The 15,353-nt window shown below is 38.9% G+C and carries 17 protein-coding genes; 12 read left to right on the top strand and 5 right to left on the bottom strand.

Going from position 1 to position 15,353, the window contains the following annotated elements; all coding sequences use genetic code 11:
• The first annotated feature begins 92 nt into the window (after window positions 1-92).
• From ACXAD1_RS13855 to ACXAD1_RS13835, 5 genes are all read left to right on the top strand, one after another.
• Window positions 93-1,181: a DUF2515 family protein gene (locus tag ACXAD1_RS13855; RefSeq protein WP_474910362.1), complete on the top strand. Its 1,089-nt coding sequence runs from the start codon at window positions 93-95 to the stop codon at window positions 1,179-1,181.
• Window positions 1,114-1,560 (top strand): CBO0543 family protein, encoded by a 447-nt coding sequence (locus ACXAD1_RS13850; RefSeq protein ID WP_474910361.1) that lies wholly within the window; start codon window positions 1,114-1,116, stop codon window positions 1,558-1,560. The genes ACXAD1_RS13855 and ACXAD1_RS13850 overlap by 68 nt, the downstream gene beginning before the upstream one ends.
• A 531-nt stretch (window positions 1,561-2,091) precedes the next feature.
• On the top strand, window positions 2,092-2,238 hold the full coding sequence (locus ACXAD1_RS13845) for a hypothetical protein (RefSeq protein ID WP_474910360.1): 147 nt from the start codon (window positions 2,092-2,094) through the stop codon (window positions 2,236-2,238).
• A gap of 259 nt (window positions 2,239-2,497) precedes the next feature.
• Window positions 2,498-3,253, top strand: a complete 756-nt coding sequence (locus tag ACXAD1_RS13840; protein ID WP_474910359.1) for a DUF2087 domain-containing protein — start codon at window positions 2,498-2,500, stop codon at window positions 3,251-3,253.
• Window positions 3,254-3,270: 17 nt separating this feature from the next.
• Window positions 3,271-3,624 (top strand): GIY-YIG nuclease family protein, encoded by a 354-nt coding sequence (locus ACXAD1_RS13835; protein WP_474910358.1) that lies wholly within the window; start codon window positions 3,271-3,273, stop codon window positions 3,622-3,624.
• 27 nt (window positions 3,625-3,651) lie between these two features.
• On the opposite strand, the gene ACXAD1_RS13830 is transcribed toward ACXAD1_RS13835, so the two are convergent.
• Entirely contained in the window at window positions 3,652-4,914 is a 1,263-nt protein-coding gene (locus ACXAD1_RS13830; protein WP_474910357.1) for a dicarboxylate/amino acid:cation symporter, read from the bottom strand.
• 464 nt (window positions 4,915-5,378) lie between these two features.
• On the opposite strand from ACXAD1_RS13830, the gene ACXAD1_RS13825 reads away from it, so the two are divergent.
• Both ACXAD1_RS13825 and ACXAD1_RS13820 read left to right on the top strand, forming a co-directional pair.
• Window positions 5,379-6,269: a Vgb family protein gene (locus ACXAD1_RS13825; RefSeq protein ID WP_474910356.1), complete on the top strand. Its 891-nt coding sequence runs from the start codon at window positions 5,379-5,381 to the stop codon at window positions 6,267-6,269.
• Window positions 6,270-6,409: 140 nt separating this feature from the next.
• Window positions 6,410-6,598, top strand: coding sequence for a hypothetical protein (locus ACXAD1_RS13820; protein ID WP_251267063.1), 189 nt, complete (start codon window positions 6,410-6,412; stop codon window positions 6,596-6,598).
• A 161-nt stretch (window positions 6,599-6,759) separates the two neighbouring features.
• Here the strand turns inward: ACXAD1_RS13820 and ACXAD1_RS13815 are convergent, their stop codons facing one another.
• The gene (locus tag ACXAD1_RS13815; protein WP_474910355.1) at window positions 6,760-7,254 is read right to left on the bottom strand and encodes an RrF2 family transcriptional regulator; all 495 of its coding nucleotides are present in this window, start codon (window positions 7,252-7,254) and stop codon (window positions 6,760-6,762) included.
• A 222-nt stretch (window positions 7,255-7,476) separates the two neighbouring features.
• Here ACXAD1_RS13815 and ACXAD1_RS13810 point away from each other — a divergent pair, with 222 nt between their 5' ends.
• Together ACXAD1_RS13810 and ACXAD1_RS13805 are read left to right on the top strand one after the other, a co-directional pair.
• The gene (locus ACXAD1_RS13810) at window positions 7,477-7,920 is read left to right on the top strand and encodes a carboxymuconolactone decarboxylase family protein (protein WP_206844797.1); all 444 of its coding nucleotides are present in this window, start codon (window positions 7,477-7,479) and stop codon (window positions 7,918-7,920) included.
• A gap of 225 nt (window positions 7,921-8,145) precedes the next feature.
• On the top strand, window positions 8,146-8,574 hold the full coding sequence (locus tag ACXAD1_RS13805) for an organic hydroperoxide resistance protein (protein ID WP_474910354.1): 429 nt from the start codon (window positions 8,146-8,148) through the stop codon (window positions 8,572-8,574).
• A gap of 69 nt (window positions 8,575-8,643) precedes the next feature.
• Here ACXAD1_RS13805 and ACXAD1_RS13800 read toward each other — a convergent pair whose 3' ends face one another.
• Genes ACXAD1_RS13800 through ACXAD1_RS13790 form a run of 3 tightly spaced genes read right to left on the bottom strand, consistent with a single transcriptional unit; the run spans window position 8,644 to window position 12,336 of the window.
• A complete protein-coding gene (locus ACXAD1_RS13800) occupies window positions 8,644-9,753 on the bottom strand; it encodes a GerAB/ArcD/ProY family transporter (protein ID WP_474910353.1) in 1,110 nt (369 codons plus the stop codon).
• On the bottom strand, window positions 9,753-10,832 hold the full coding sequence (locus ACXAD1_RS13795) for a Ger(x)C family spore germination protein (protein WP_474910352.1): 1,080 nt from the start codon (window positions 10,830-10,832) through the stop codon (window positions 9,753-9,755). The genes ACXAD1_RS13800 and ACXAD1_RS13795 overlap by 1 nt, the downstream gene beginning before the upstream one ends.
• Window positions 10,822-12,336, bottom strand: a complete 1,515-nt coding sequence (locus tag ACXAD1_RS13790) for a spore germination protein (protein WP_474910351.1) — start codon at window positions 12,334-12,336, stop codon at window positions 10,822-10,824. Before ACXAD1_RS13790 ends, ACXAD1_RS13795 begins: the two co-directional genes overlap by 11 nt.
• Window positions 12,337-12,532: 196 nt before the next feature.
• Here ACXAD1_RS13790 and vanR point away from each other — a divergent pair, with 196 nt between their 5' ends.
• From vanR to vanY, 3 genes are all read left to right on the top strand, one after another.
• Complete coding sequence (gene vanR / locus ACXAD1_RS13785) at window positions 12,533-13,228, top strand: vancomycin resistance response regulator transcription factor, VanR-F/VanR-M family (protein ID WP_474910350.1); 696 nt, start codon at window positions 12,533-12,535, stop codon at window positions 13,226-13,228.
• Window positions 13,221-14,333: a sensor histidine kinase gene (locus ACXAD1_RS13780; RefSeq protein WP_474910349.1), complete on the top strand. Its 1,113-nt coding sequence runs from the start codon at window positions 13,221-13,223 to the stop codon at window positions 14,331-14,333. Before vanR ends, ACXAD1_RS13780 begins: the two co-directional genes overlap by 8 nt.
• 103 nt (window positions 14,334-14,436) lie before the next feature.
• Window positions 14,437-15,303: a VanY-A/VanY-F/VanY-M family D-Ala-D-Ala carboxypeptidase gene (gene vanY / locus ACXAD1_RS13775; RefSeq protein ID WP_474910348.1), complete on the top strand. Its 867-nt coding sequence runs from the start codon at window positions 14,437-14,439 to the stop codon at window positions 15,301-15,303.
• Window positions 15,304-15,353 lie beyond the last annotated feature (50 nt).

Genomic DNA, 15,353 nt, shown 5'->3' with positions numbered 1-15,353 from the left:
GGATCCTTTAGATACATATTCATATGGCTGAAAGAGAATTCATGGAGGAGGGGATGCTCATCTTTTTTCAAAAGAAACAAAGGAAGTCCCCGATGGGCTGGTTAAAGGAAGAATTAAAGAAAAGGACAGGAACTCAAAAATCGATCCATCTTTCAGATGAGGAGAAGGGGATCCTCGGTTATATTAAACGGGAGACAATGGGCTGGAATCTAAATAATGTCACCAGGACAAAAGCCTATCTTGATTTCTACCGGCAGCATCCGGAAATCCACTGGGCGTTTTTAGGACATATGGTTTCCCGTAATGGCGGCTGGAATATGACTGATTTAAAAGGAGAGATTCTGTCCCTATTAATGCCGGAGAGTGAAAAACATTCCTTCTTTTCCTTTCTGGAAAGAGGGAATTGGCTCATTTTTCAGGATGCTTATCCGCAATTTTTGATTTACCGGGAGAGCCTGAAAAGAAATAAGCCATTATTTTTCCTGTTTCCGTTCCTTAATATTTCCGTCTTCATGGAAACGGTCTGGAGCTGTTTTTGGAAGAAGCCCGACCCTTACCTTATCACCATTGCCCTTGTCATAAATGAACAAAGCTACTTAGAAAAAAGGGTGATTCAAAATCCGCTATATAAACAAGAGGTTTTTCAAAAGCTTGAATTTAAGCTGCAGGAGCTGCTGTCCTTGAATCACATCCTTTTTCCTTATGAAAAGAATGGCATTACCCATATGAAGGGCCAGACATTGAATCATTTTGAATCGCTTCATGAACGGATCCTATTAGGAAAAAAGCTGTATGATGTCCTGTTTAAGGACAAAGAAGAGCTTGCCCTAACAGAACAATGGGCTTATGCTCACCCCCATACCGGTTCAAGGAAGGATTATTGGCCGCATATTTTCAATGATATCCACGAAGGACTGCCAGGCGAGCAATATCAGTTTCAATTAAAATCATGCCAGCTGCGGCCGGGGGGAAGAAGGATTTATAGCCCAGGCCTTGAAACGGCCTGGAAAAATGTGATCCAGCCTGAAGCCGAATCAGGGGATTGGTTTAGAGATTCTCACGTATTAGAGTATTTTCTGGAGTTAGACGATATGATCAATGGGGAGATCCAGCATGCATACTGTAAAACACTTGAAAGGCTCGAGCTCGCAGCCCTTGCCAAAAAAGCCGTCTGGAATTAGAAGCTATATGCCGGCCATGCTATTGGCTTCGTTATTAGGCACATACTTAGATCTTTATTTTATCGGGAAGGGAATGTACTACTTCCCGATCCGGCCATTCGCAGCCATCTTTTCAATCAATATTCTGTTCACCCTGGCAGTCCTTCCGATCTTCATGATTCCTTTATTAAAAATCATGAAAAACCTGAATGGCTGGCTAAAAGGGATGGTTGTTTTGTCCATCAGTTTAGCAATGGCAGCCCTGGAAAGAATGGCAGAGGATATAGGACTGTTTGTCCATGCAGAAAACTGGCATCATCTTTATACCTTTGTGGGATACAGTTTATTTATTGGATTGATCTCTGCTTTTCACGGATGGATGAATGGCAAGAAACAATGATCAAAAAGCCTATGTGGAAATAGGCTTTTTTCTGTTTCGTTAATCAATTAATCCGTTCTTATTGTCATCGGAAAAAATAGACAACTATTTGTCAGTTAGAATACAAAAATGAGATTTATTAAAGGAAGTTAACACTCTATTTACAAATCGGTGAAGAACCAATTGTTCGACATATTTTTAAAAATCACTTGATATAATGACATTATTTTAAGAAGGAGGGAGATGAAAACGGCTAAGCACGTTCAGGTTTAATACGATTTGACAATCCTTAGCAGCGAGAATACACCCGTCTAAAAAGAAAATCAAGTCAAAATCATTGGGGGAGGAATCATGACGGAGGTTTTACTTTATGTCGGTACATATATTTCCCTTACTTTTGCGTTAGGCTGGCTGATTACGGTTGCTTTTAATCTGTTTTTAAAATGAACACAATCCTCTCACTCCCATAAAACTTCATTCCCATAAACTATAGAGGGTTCTGCGGATTGTGCTCAATCTTCAAGCATCTTTATAACCAGGGAGGTATAAGATTTGTGGATTCTAACACTTTTTTTACATGACAAAGTCAAAATGTTTGAGTATGACAATAAGGATGAAGCCAGAACGGAGTTTGAGAAAGCAAATGGATGTAAGATTCTTTCTGAGATCATACATTACAGGGACTTTGAAAAAAGATGAAGTTAAAATCCCTGGAGCAAATGAGCAGATTCGTAAAATTCCAGACCTTCTTAACCGGAGGTCTTTTTTTATTTGTCTGAGTTTGTTATCACTGTATGCACAAACCTTTTTTTTAAATCGTTTGAAAATAAACAAACATATTAAAGGTATGTTTGTTTTGTGTTTGACTAAATTCAAACTTTATTTTATTATGTTTAATATAAATCAAACAAAGTGATAATTTGTTTATTTTTTAAAGGATTAGGATGTGTTTTGGCTAATGGAATTATCAAATCTATTCTGGGACGCTTCTCTTGAGGAGCTAAAGCAGGGCTATATCGTAGAAAAGGATTCATTTACATGCCTCTTATGCGGGGAAAAGATTGAAAAAGGCATTGTTTATCCATATAAAGATCGGTTTTACGAAGCAGAACGGTATATGCGCATCCATATCGAAACTGCGCATAGCTCGGTGTTTGATTATTTGCTGTCCATGGATAAGAAGCTTACAGGGCTTACCGATCATCAAAAAGGCCTTCTGCAGCTTTTTTATCAGGGAAAGAGCGATAAGGACATTCAGAAAGAACTGGACATGGGGAGTACCTCGACCATTCGCCATCACCGTTTTGCTTTAAAGGAAAAGGAACGGCAGGCGAAGACCTTCCTGGCAATCATGGAATTGCTGAAGGAAAAGGATGAGTATGCACCAGCGTTCCTGCCTGTTCATAAAACAGCGACAATGGTGGATGACCGCTACAACATTACAGAAGAAGAACAGGATAAGATTCTCAAAAAATACTTCCCTGAAGGCACTGATAAACCTCTCGTCAAGTTTCCGACAAAGGAGAAGCAAAGGCTGATCGTGCTGAGGGAGATTGCCAGCCAGCTTCAGCCTGAGCACACATATGGAGAGAAAGAGTTAAATCAGGCATTGAAGGACTTTTATGAGGATTATGCTCTGATCAGGAGATATTTAATTGACTATGGCTTTTTAGACCGAAAGCTGGATGGAAGCGAGTATTGGCTTAAAAATTAGAATAACGGGGGATTACCATGGAACGCAAAAGAGAATTAAAGCAGCAGTTTAAAGAAACGCCTATTGAAGCAGGGGTTTATCAAATAAAGAATAACGTGAACAATAAACTCTTCATTGGCAGCACAAATAATTTAAAAAGCTTAAATGGAGTAAGATTTTCACTCGAAACAAACGGCTACATGCCAAATCGGGAGCTGCAGGACGAGTGGAATCAGTACGGGAAAGAGGCATTTGAAATAAACATTGTGGAGAAGCTGAAAAAGAAAAATGATCCGTATTTCAACGAGAAGGAAGCTCTGGAAAAGCTGGAGGAAAAGTGGCTGGAAGAGCTGGAGCCTTATGGAGATAAGGGATATAACAAGAAAAAATGACGTGTGGATATTCCACACGTCATTTCTTTAGGCCTGTTTCGCCAGTAAGGATTCCTTCAGCCAATTCTTGCCTTCAACAATCCGGCTGACCATCATGGCCGAAACCGTGTTGCCTGCTGAATTCAAAAGGGTTGCCGGTGCATCAATGATTGTTGAGATAACCGCGATAATCGGCAGCACTTCAGGCGGGAAGCCAAACACGCTTAGAATCAGCATCTCCCCAATCATCCCGCCGCCTGGAATTGCCCCCATAACAGCTCTAACCAGGAAGGAAACAGACAGTATGGTCAGAATACTTGTCATGCTCGACATGTCTTTTCCAAACAAGCTGAACAGGAAAACAATCTTAAACACTCCGCCAAGAACAGAGCCATCTTTATGCGTGTTCGCCCCAAGAGGGATCATCGTCTCGGCAATATCCTGCGGAACACCCATTTTTCTGACAGCCGCAAGGTTAATTGGAATACATGCTGCACTCGAGCATGTGGCAATCGCACTGACAGAAGGTGTGATGGCATTTTTCCAGAACACCCTGACGCCATCCTTACCGCCAGCCGCAAAGGCATACAGCGTAAAGAAACCAAAGAAGTAAATAAGCGTTAAGACAAGATAAAGGACAAACACACGTGCATATCCGCCAAGAATCTGCGGGCCAAGTTCACCTATGATGGTCGCAAAATAACAGCCAAGGCCAATTGGCGCATAGTACATCACAAATCCAACAATCTTCATCATGACAGCGGAACCAGAAGAAAGAAGATTCGCAATCGGCTTGCCTTTTTCCCCTGACATCGCAGTTGCCAGTCCGAATAAAATCGAGAACACAATCAGCTGAAGCATGTTATTTTTCGAGAACAGCATCTGGAAATCAGGCACTGTGAACGCCTGGACCAGCTGCCCCAGGAAAGTGACTTCTTCTGCCTCAGGATCGATGGCCGACTCCGTCATAATGCTTTTAATGGCAGAGATATCCGTGTTTTTCAGCGGATCCACCATGGAAATCCCTATGAAGCCCAGGATAGCGGAAATAACAGCCGTAATGAAAAAGACGGTGAAAATTCCGGCCATGATTTTCCCAAGCCTTTTCATTCCGCCCATATTCGCAAGGCTCGAAGCGATGCTAAAAAAGACGAGCGGCACAATGATCATAAACAATAAATTTAAGAATAAATCCCCAAACGGCTTCACAACCGCTGTCTTCGGGCCAAAAACCACTCCGGCTATTCCGCCGATCAGGATGGAGAGAAGCAGGAAGATGGTTAATTTGTAATTTGAAAGAACCTTTTTCATGATGTCTCAACCTTTCTATATAGTACGAAACCTATTATATAATTAAATTGTGCCTCAAAAGAAGGCAGCTGGGATATTTCCTAATATTCTGTCCTATTCGACTTTCTATGGCAAAGAAATTCCATTATTGACCAAGCATCAATTGACTTCAGTCTTTAAATATCTTACAGTTAATACATCCAATAGTCGAAAGGGTGAAGAAAAGCACATGATCCTATAATCCTGGCTTTAGAGAAAATCGATATTATAGCCTCAGGTTCAGTTCTGAAATGTGTTGGAATGGGCTTATTTATCGATTGTTTTCTGAGATAGGATTAATGTGGTGTGCTTTTTGACTTGAAAAAAGGCTGAATTAATCGAAAAGCCTATTTAAGTCTATTTATGTGCTGCATGCCTCCTGTCTCGGAAAGTCGAGATAGGAGGCTTTTTGTTTGGGTGAAATTTTGGTGTTCGGAGGGAACAGTATGGAATTTAAATTACAGGAAATAAATCTTGCCAGTAAAGATACAGGCCCATATGGAATCGCTGTTTCAGACAAGGGAGAGGTCTGGTTTACGCAGCATAAAGCCAATAAAATAAGCTGCATCGGATTGGATGGGGAAATGACCGAGTACCCGCTGCCGACAGCGAACGCAAAAGTCATGTGTGTAATGGTGTCATCAAAAGGTGAAGTCTGGTTTACCGAGAATGCAGCCAACAGCATTGGGAGAATGACGAAGGAAGGTACTATTCAAGAATATCCCTTGCCCAATCCTGATTCAGCACCCTATGGGATTACTGAAGGGCGGAATGGAGATATCTGGTTTACCGAAATGAATGGAAACCGTATTGGACGGATTAAGGATGATGATTCTATCCACGAATACAATCTTCCTGTTCAAGGTTCGTATCCATCATTTATAACGCTGGGATCTGATGATGCCCTATGGTTCACAGAAAACCAAAATAATGCCATCGGAAGAATTACGGAAAATGGAGAAGTGACAGAGTTTAAAGTTCCAACACCTGCTTCTGGGCCGGTTGGAATTACGAAAGGAAACGATGGTGCACTTTGGTTTGTGGAGATTATCGGCAATAAAATAGGCCGAATCAGCCCTTCTGGAGATATCACAGAATTTGAAATTCCAACTGCGAACGCCCGCCCGCATGCCATCACAGCAGGGGCAGGAAACGATTTATGGTTCACGGAGTGGGGAGCAAATAAGATTGGAAGAATTACAGACAACGGGATGATTGAGGAGTATCCGATTGAAACTCCAAATGCTGAACCGCATGGGATTTCAAGCAGCGATGGGAAGACCATCTGGTTTGCACTGGAGTGTGACAGGATTGGGAAAATCACTAGAATCGATTAATTGAGGGTGTGAATTGGTTGTAATTAGCGCATTGTGATTCAAAAAAGCAAAAACAAGATAATTTTCCAAAAAGAAGTAAACATAGTATAAAATATAGAAAACAAAGACATATATTAATCATTAAGAAAGGAATCATAACGATGACAAAATTATATTATAGTGGTTTAAAATATGGAGAAAGTGATGTTGAAATAAAATTATTGGTGGATATACAAAATGATTGGTTTGAGATAACACATACAAAAGAAGTGTCCCAGGTAATGAATAAATCAACAGGTGAATATATCATAGTAAAGCGGAACACCTTGAAATTTGAGGTTGTTTCATAATACGAACAAAAACTGAAATTAAATGTAAAAAACGCAAGCCCGGTATTTGGCTTGCGTTTTTGTATGATAATTTATTGTGATATTAGTTGTGAATTCACTTGAGAACTAGCGTTTTGCACCTCACAAGCTTCAAAATCAAGGAATTTCAGGAGAGGTTGGTATTATAGGCTGTTCTTGGAAAAATATTTCCGGGTATTTTCACGTACTTGATTTGGCAAGACACGATCAAGCTCTTCATTTAGCCATGAAATTGTTTTACTGCGCAAAAAATCACGCATTTTTTCTTCGGCTGAGAGCATAACTAAATTGATGGTGCAAGAGGAGGGAGCCGAAGAGCAGATATTTTCTCTATACAAGTAACCATTATCTTTAATGTTTTTGCATTGAAAAATCGGCTTGGGACCTTCAACTGCTTCAATTACATCCCAAAAAGATATTTCTTCTGGAGATTTAGCGAGTTTATAACCGCCCTTAACTCCAGGAACTGAACTGACTATACCTTTTTTTGATAATTTACTGAAAATCTTTGAAAGATATGTTTCGGAAATCCCTTGGAAAGTGGAGAGTTCCTTTATGCCAATGGAAGAATCCTCTTCATTATCAATTAAATATACAAGGCAGTGAAGTGCATATTCAACCCCAATACTATATTGCATTACGAACACCTCTTCATAAATGAGATTCATTTATCTTAAGAATTTTTAAGTTCTTTGTCAAACAGGGTCAGTTGGAATCAATTAACATGAAAAGTTGTTTGACATAATAAAGTGTACAATTTATTATAGATAATATCAATCGCTGATTGATGCTATCCACAATTGAAATTTCAAAATGCGGTTCAATTATTTGTTGAATCAGCTTATAAGGAGGAATTGATATTGGAACAACGAATTGATTATTACAATTTAGCACCAGAGGCAATGAAAATAATGATGGAAATGGAGAAGTATACGAAAACAACAGGTTTAGACCGTAAACTTCGTGAACTTATAAAAATTCGGGCTTCACAAATAAATGGCTGTGCCTATTGCATTAACATGCATACAGCTGATGCGAGAAAAATGGGAGAAACGGAACAGCGTTTATATTGCATCAGTGCATGGAGAGAGTGCACATTTTACACCGAAGCAGAAAAAGCAGCTCTTGAATTAACTGAGCACATAACTTTAATCCCGGAGAAACGAGTGCCAGATGAGCTTTATCAGCGAGTACGTGAACATTATGATGAGAAACAATATATTGACCTTGTTTTACTCATCAATCAAATCAACAGCTGGAATAGAATTTCAATTGCAATGGGGAATGTTGCAACTGAAAAATAATATCTTCACAGTTCCTTGTCTTTAATGATTGTCTTTTTTAAGGGTAACTTACCTTCTAGTAAGTAAAGGAACAGTGATCCTTCAAGACGAAAGAGAAGGGCAAAGACTAGCGTTGCAGAAAAAGTCATTGCAGGGCTCATAAAGTTCGCCCTTAATGCAAAAGCTACTTGTGGAAATATTGAAGCAAAAAAAAACTAATCCATTATAAAAAGGGGAGTTTTAAGAATGATGAAAATAGAAAAGAAATTATACACGGCTACTGTAAATGTTCAAGGCGGAAGAGATGGGAAAGCGGTATCTGACGATAACAATCTGAATGTAGACTTGAGATATCCAAAGGAATTAGGCGGGGACGGAGCTGGAACCAATCCGGAGCAGCTGTTCGCTGCAGGGTTTGCCGCATGCTTCCAGGGAGCGATGGGCACTGTCCTGAGGAAAAGGAACATTAAAACAGACGGTATAAATATTGCTTCACAAGTTACGCTTGGCAAGGATGCGAACGAAGGATATGTGCTGGCCATTACAATGGATATCACTGTAAATGGCGTTGAAAGAAGCGTGGCAGAAGAAGTCGTTGCGGAAGCTCATAAGGTTTGTCCTTATGCCAAAGCAACTCAAGGTAATATCGAAGTAATCTCCAACGTTGTTGGTTAATCAGCTTCCGGGATCACCCAAAGAGTGCCTATCTTTTAACAAGATAGGCACTCTTTTTTGCATTAGGAATTAGATTTTGTTTAACCTATTTTTCATAAAATAATTCTTAATCCATTTTATAATAAGAAGGAGCGGCAGATACACATATACAAAACCAATTCCCGCATTAGAAGTAAAATTGACAAGATAATCAATGCTCTTAAATTCCTGAAGGTATACAGAAACAATCATCTCTGCAATAAGTAAGAATAGCAAAGTCGTTTTAGGAGGAATTGAGAAAGTTCTTTTTGCGATTCTTGTACATGCCCACAAAGAAATACATATAGGGGATATGATCACTAACAGCCAAATAAAGATGAATACATATTCAAATCTTTCCAGGAAAGAGAATTTAACGATCTTAACCATCATAAGAGTGGGCCAAGGTAAATGCTGTAATACCTCTTGATTAAAGTATAAGAAAGATATTAACGTTATAATTAGGTACACAATGAGAGTATATATATTGCCAAGATACGCCCATTTTGAAATATCTCTGTTATTTGAACTCCTAAGGAAGGGATAATACATCAGGATCCACTCGAAACCAAGAAAAAGCAGGGCATACCCTTTAGAAGATAAAAATAGCTCACTGAGGGAATGACTGAAGGCGGGGAGCAGATAAATATAATTCGTGTGCTTCAATGGAAAATAGATTAAAAAGAACAGAAAAGAAGGCAAAATAACTCCCCAGAAGCTAAAGCCGGTTAGACTGCGGAAGCCGCTTGAGATAATATAATAAAATGTGAGTCCGAAAACGAAACATAGCTGCCATGTTTTTATTGAAGGATACACCCATATTTGGATGACCTCAATATAAGCACGGAGGACTGTCAAAGAAGCCAGCCAGAAATAAACCAATGCCATGACAGACATTATGCTGCCAATCGCTTTTCCAAAGCAATACTGATGAACAGCTACTAAATCATTAGTTCCCCCGCCTAATAGCTTAAAAATAATATAGAGTATGATATGGGTTGCAGCCCAGGTTATAATTAAAGAAATCCAGGCGTCCTGCTCAGCATGTTTAATAACCTGGCTTTGAAAATTTAGGATGCCAACTCCGGTTTGTGAAGAGTGAATGAGAAAAAATGTGAAAAAAGCCGAAACTTGAAATTGTTTTTCTACTTTTACGTTCACTAATTTCCCACCCCAGTTTGCCTAACTGCAATTTTGGTATTTACCTCATATGTCATATTAGGATATATCCGATCGTAAAAACTCTTTTCAGAATAATTTCTGTGATTTGCTTTATACACTCTTCCTATACCTAAAGGATCTACACCATTTGTTTGAAAATCCTTTAGAAGTAATTCAGCATCGTTTGAAATTGATTTCTGTAAGGCGGTTTTAAATAATTTAAGATCCTTTTCATCTTCTAAATTGATCCATTCAGGCAAAGCATCAAGTTCTACATCTAAATTTAGGCTAACTCTAACTTGTTCCCTGAGGTTCTCCTTTATGAATTTCACCTTGTGTTTTCCATAGTTTATTCTGACCCCAATATTTGCTTTGTGTCCATGCATGTTGAGGTCAAAACTGTATACTCCCATTTTGTTTTTATCCGTCATTAATTTTAATAAGAAGGTTTCTTTTTCGGAAATCCTAAGTGCCAATTTTTCACCTCTAAAAATCCCCATACCATCGACTTGAATTTGCCCTTTAGAATCAACTGTAAGATTTGGAAAGGACATATCAATTCCACTGCCAAAAAACTGGTCATACATTACATGGGAGTTAGATTCAGGAATTCCTTCATTTTCAATACTTTTATCAATCAAATTCATTAAGAATAGCGGACTCTCATTAAGTGTTTTATTTAGTATTAAATCTGGAGTTCCATCTGTAATGGCAATTCTTACTATGCCAATTTTTGGATCCTTACAGATGGGGTCTAATATGGAAGCTAAACCGTCTCTGCTTAGTTGATCCCCAAATATCATTACCCTTACTTGACCTATTTCAAATGGAAATTGAGATTTATGGCTAAGTTCTTCCTGCAGGCTGGATGGATTTTTAGCAGCAGCTGTGATTAAAGCAGGATTATCACTCTCGGCATAATTTGGATAAACAACACTTGCCTTTAGCATCTCCTCTTCTTTGTCATATCCTACATTATGCATCAGAGAGACTTCATTAATAATATTGTGAGGTACACATCCAGCCAGAATAAGAGTTAGAACAACAATACCCATTTTAACTAATGTGTTATTCATCATTAATATCTTCCTTCTTTTTGTTACGCTCTTTTGGTGAATATTTAATTTTATCTTTAGGTCTCAAATAATCCGGCCTTTTGTTTAATTTGGTATAAGGGGGCCTTATGATACTATCCGCAAGACTATTGATGCGAAACGGGTGCAAAGGAACCATATAAGGAGTATCAAATGATTTTAATTTAAACAAATGACAAAGCAGCACAACAAAGCCTACCATGATACCCAGCCCGCCCAGGAATGATGACATGATGATAAAGGGAAATCTTAATAATCTAATGGTGTTGGACATCACGATAGTTGGTGTTGTGAATGAAGCTAAGGCTGATAGAGCGACAATGATTAATAAAATATTACTTGTCAGTGCTGCCATTACAGCTGCCTGTCCAATGACAATACCGCCAACAATGCCCAATGTCTGTCCTACTTTAGTAGGCAATCGGGCTCCTGCCTCTCTTAATAATTCAATGGTCAATTCTAAAAAAAGAACTTCCAGCAGCGGCGGAAATGGAACGTTAGCTCTGGACTCTATTAGCGGACCCAGTAAATCCGCGGGAACCACCTCATAATGAAACGTCACAACCGCAACATAAATGGCGGAAGAAAAGATTGAAAAGATGATCGCAAGTATTCGAGTAAAACGGAAGAAAGACCCGATAATCCAGTTATAATAATAATCTTCAGATGAGAGAAAAAAATCGAAAATGGTAGTAGGTCCGGATACTGCGTATGGTGAACCATCACTAAAGATAACGACCTGGCCGGAAGTGAGTGAATAAGAAATTCGATCCAGCCTCTCAGAAGAAAAGTAAAGCGGAAAAGGAGTATAAGAATTTTCCTTAATTAGCTGGATTAACGCAGATGTATCCCAAATAATATCAAAATCGATCTCAGAGAGCCTTTTCTTTACAAATTTTATATGCTGTTCATTTGTAATGCCATCTAAATAAACAATCATTACTCTTGTTTTTGACAGTGTGCCCAGCACAATCTCTTCAGTAGTTAATAAAGGAGATTTTACCTTAGTTCGAAGTAAAAGAATATTCGTATCAAGGCTCTCAACAAACCCTAATTTTGGACCGATAACATTAAATTCATTCTCAGTTTCGTTAGACTCTCTTATCCCTTTAGATAAATTGCTTACATTCACTAATAGACAATCTTCAGAGGTATTCTCAAATTTAATTAGTACATATCCCTGGTGAATTTTCTCTTCGATTTCTTTTGCTTCCTTTGTTCTGATAACCTCTTCAAGCGGCAGGCTGTTTTTAAATTGATTCATATCAAAAGCCTGGTCAGTCTTTTTTTCGCACTCATTAATATATGGAAGAAATACATGCTCCATCGTCTTGTGATCGATCAGTGAAGAGAAGTATAAAATGACTATCTGGACTCCGGAAAGACTTTTTTGAATTTCTTTAAAATCAGATGATTTTTTGGCTCTATTCACTATTTCGGCAGGTGTTTGATTTTCTGCAGGATTCAGATTGCTGTTTTCCATTTTCATAAACAAATGTACTCCTAACATGTGTTACTACTTATTATTATTACTATCAAAAATTGTATGCACTTTAACATTTTTATTATGGCTGTATGTTTATTTGCACAATGTGGCCATATCTTTGAAAAAGAAACGGAAATAATAGAAAATGAAAAGGACTTGATATATAACTGTATGATCATTTTTATTTAGGAGTGGGAAGATGAGAGATATTTCGATCTTAATTGCGGATGATGAGGAGGACATTGCTGATCTGATTGCCATCCATTTAGAAAAAGAAGGGTATCATGTTATTAAAGTTTCAGATGGACAAGAGGCTGTCCGTGTTGTCGGGACTCAACCGATTGATTTGCTGATTTTGGATATTATGATGCCGAAAATGGATGGATATGAAGTAACCCGCCGCATTCGCGAGCAGCATAACATGCCCATCATCTTTTTGAGTGCTAAAACCTCTGATTTTGATAAAGTACAGGGACTGGTCATTGGAGCAGATGATTATATGACAAAACCATTCACTCCGATCGAATTGGTTGCCCGTGTAAATGCTCAGCTCCGGCGTTTTATACAGCTGAATCAGCCGAAAGCAGGTCATAAAACCTGGCTGGAATATGGCGGGTTAGTGATTACTCCTGATCAGCGCACAGTGACCCTATATGGTGAAAGCATTGAGCTTACGCCGAAAGAGTTTGATATTTTGTATTTACTCGCGAGTCATCCAAAAAAGGTGTATAGTGTGGAAAACATTTTTCAGCAGGTGTGGGGAGAAGCCTACTTTGAAAGCGGCAATACAGTCATGGTACATATTCGGACACTGCGGAAAAAACTGGAAGAAGGCAGGCAGAACCACAAATGGATAAAGACCGTGTGGGGAGTCGGGTATTCCTTCAATGGGTAAAATGGTGCGCAGCTTTCGTTCAAAAATGGTGCTTTTATTTGGTTTGAGTATGATTTTTTCTGGACTTATAACGTTTATAGTCTTTAAATCACTCCAATTCTATTATCATGCGAATGCCCAGTTTGGTGACCGGCTGGAATATTATCGGAAAATTATGAAGCAATTTGGCGACATTAACGTCTTTTTACTGCTGTTTATCCCGCTTTCGTTCATGTTCTTTTATTTACTCACGAAGCGATATTCCAGCTATTTTAACGAGATTTCAACCGGAATCCATCATCTCTCCCGGGGAGACTTTTCACATCAAGTTCAGATAGAGTCAAATGATGAATTTCGGGATATTGCCCATGATATTAATCTGGCAAGTGAAAAATTGAAACAAGCTGTAGAAAGAGGAGATTTTTCGGAAAGCAGCAAGGATCAATTGGTCGTAAATCTGGCTCATGATTTGCGGACCCCGCTTACCTCTGTTTTAGGATATTTGGATTTGATCCTTAAGGATGAGAGCTTGACTGAAGAACAAGTCCGGCATTTTTTGACCATTGCCTTTACGAAATCTCAGCGTTTAGAAAGGCTGATTGATGAATTATTCGAAATAACCAGAATGAATTATGGCATGCTTCCAGTTGAAAGAAAGAGCCTAAATTTAACGGACCTGCTTAATCAATTAAAGGAAGAACTGTATCCTGCATTCAAAAAGAATCATTTGGCTGCCCGTATGGATAGCACACCCCATTTGCCCATTTTGGGTGATGGTGAATTGATAGCACGTGTGTTTGAAAATCTACTAACGAATGCCATCCGTTATGGAAATGAAGGCCAGTATGTCGATATTAACGGCAAGATTGATGGGGATGAAGCGGTCGTTCAGGTTGTGAATTATGGAGACAGCGTTCCTCCGGAGGAACTCCCGCATCTCTTTGATATGTTCTATACCGGTGACAAAGCACGAACGCATCAGGAAGACAGCACCGGTCTTGGCCTGTTCATAGCGAAGAATATTGTGGAGCAGCATAATGGAACCATTACGGTTGAGAGCAATGTCATCAGGACCATTTTTGAAGTTCGTCTGCCAAAGGAAAGTGAACGAATGACTGAAGATTAGCTGTTAGTACAGGTTTTAAGAAAAATTTAAAATTTACCCTGCTCTTTTTTTAAATAGTTTTTCCTATTCTTTAAGCAAGGAAGAATAAGGAGGAAGCTGAAAAATGAAGAAGTGGGGTTTTTTACTATTAGTTTGCCTGGGGTTAACATTCGTAAATGTGGACTCTTTCTTTGAACCAAAAGTAAAAATACAAAATGATGATCAATATGAAAGTGACATAGAGGATAGAAGGACCTCTGAACATAGCCAAAAAGAGATAACAGAAGAACAAATCTATCAGGGAAATTTGCTTTTGGTTAATAATAAATATCCGGTTCACCCGGAGAGTATTAAATCAGATGTCATCAATCTATCTGAGCAAAGTGAACATACAAGGGGATATGGCTTGTTAAACAGCGAAATATATCTGTCTGAGGACGTTGCACGTGAATTTTCAGAGATGATAGCTGCAGCAGAAATGGAAGGAGTTCGAAATTTCTCTATAACCAGCGGCTTTCGAGGCTTAGAAGAACAAAGTGTGCTTTATCAGGAGATGGGTTCTGATTATGCCTTGCCGGCTGGCTATAGCGAGCATAATTTGGGTTTATCGCTTGATGTAGGATCTACTCAAATGAAAATGGCCGATGCACCTGAAGGAAAGTGGATCGAAGAAAATGCCTGGAAACACGGGTTCATCCTGCGCTATCCAAAGGACAAGACAGACGTAACAGGAATTCAATATGAACCCTGGCATATCCGCTATGTTGGCCTGCCGCATAGTGCGATTATGAAGGAAAAAAATTTTGCTTTAGAGGAATACTTAGATTATCTAAAGGAAGAAAAACAAATCTCTGTGAATATGAATGGGGAAACATACACGATTACTTATTACCCGATACCTCAAACCAGGACGATTAACGTACCGGACGATAGCTATTATGAGATTTCAGGCAACAATATGGATGGAGTATTTGTGACCGTCTTCGAATGATAAGTGAAAAAATGAGGGACACCCCGCCAGTGTTAATGGAAGTATATTAA

The organism is Cytobacillus sp. ABV4_503 (assembly GCF_056158445.1).
The sequence above is the reverse complement of the archived record's forward strand: the minus strand, read 5'-3'. Positions and strand labels throughout refer to the sequence as shown.

What these genes read in the sequence shown, in the direction of transcription:
- vanY (WP_474910348.1), top strand. Translation starts at nt 14,437, where the DNA reads ATGAAGAAGTGGGGTTTTTTACTATTAGTTTGCCTGGGGTTAACATTC.
- ACXAD1_RS13825 (WP_474910356.1), top strand. Translation starts at nt 5,379, where the DNA reads ATGGAATTTAAATTACAGGAAATAAATCTTGCCAGTAAAGATACAGGC.
- vanR (WP_474910350.1), top strand. Translation starts at nt 12,533, where the DNA reads ATGAGAGATATTTCGATCTTAATTGCGGATGATGAGGAGGACATTGCT.
- ACXAD1_RS13820 (WP_251267063.1), top strand. Translation starts at nt 6,410, where the DNA reads ATGACAAAATTATATTATAGTGGTTTAAAATATGGAGAAAGTGATGTT.
- ACXAD1_RS13840 (WP_474910359.1), top strand. Translation starts at nt 2,498, where the DNA reads ATGGAATTATCAAATCTATTCTGGGACGCTTCTCTTGAGGAGCTAAAG.
- ACXAD1_RS13795 (WP_474910352.1), bottom strand. Translation starts at nt 10,832, where the DNA reads ATGATGAATAACACATTAGTTAAAATGGGTATTGTTGTTCTAACTCTT.
- ACXAD1_RS13830 (WP_474910357.1), bottom strand. Translation starts at nt 4,914, where the DNA reads ATGAAAAAGGTTCTTTCAAATTACAAATTAACCATCTTCCTGCTTCTC.
- ACXAD1_RS13850 (WP_474910361.1), top strand. Translation starts at nt 1,114, where the DNA reads ATGCATACTGTAAAACACTTGAAAGGCTCGAGCTCGCAGCCCTTGCCA.
- ACXAD1_RS13780 (WP_474910349.1), top strand. Translation starts at nt 13,221, where the DNA reads ATGGGTAAAATGGTGCGCAGCTTTCGTTCAAAAATGGTGCTTTTATTT.
- ACXAD1_RS13815 (WP_474910355.1), bottom strand. Translation starts at nt 7,254, where the DNA reads ATGCAATATAGTATTGGGGTTGAATATGCACTTCACTGCCTTGTATAT.
- ACXAD1_RS13805 (WP_474910354.1), top strand. Translation starts at nt 8,146, where the DNA reads ATGATGAAAATAGAAAAGAAATTATACACGGCTACTGTAAATGTTCAA.
- ACXAD1_RS13855 (WP_474910362.1), top strand. Translation starts at nt 93, where the DNA reads ATGGGCTGGTTAAAGGAAGAATTAAAGAAAAGGACAGGAACTCAAAAA.
- ACXAD1_RS13835 (WP_474910358.1), top strand. Translation starts at nt 3,271, where the DNA reads ATGGAACGCAAAAGAGAATTAAAGCAGCAGTTTAAAGAAACGCCTATT.
- ACXAD1_RS13790 (WP_474910351.1), bottom strand. Translation starts at nt 12,336, where the DNA reads ATGAAAATGGAAAACAGCAATCTGAATCCTGCAGAAAATCAAACACCT.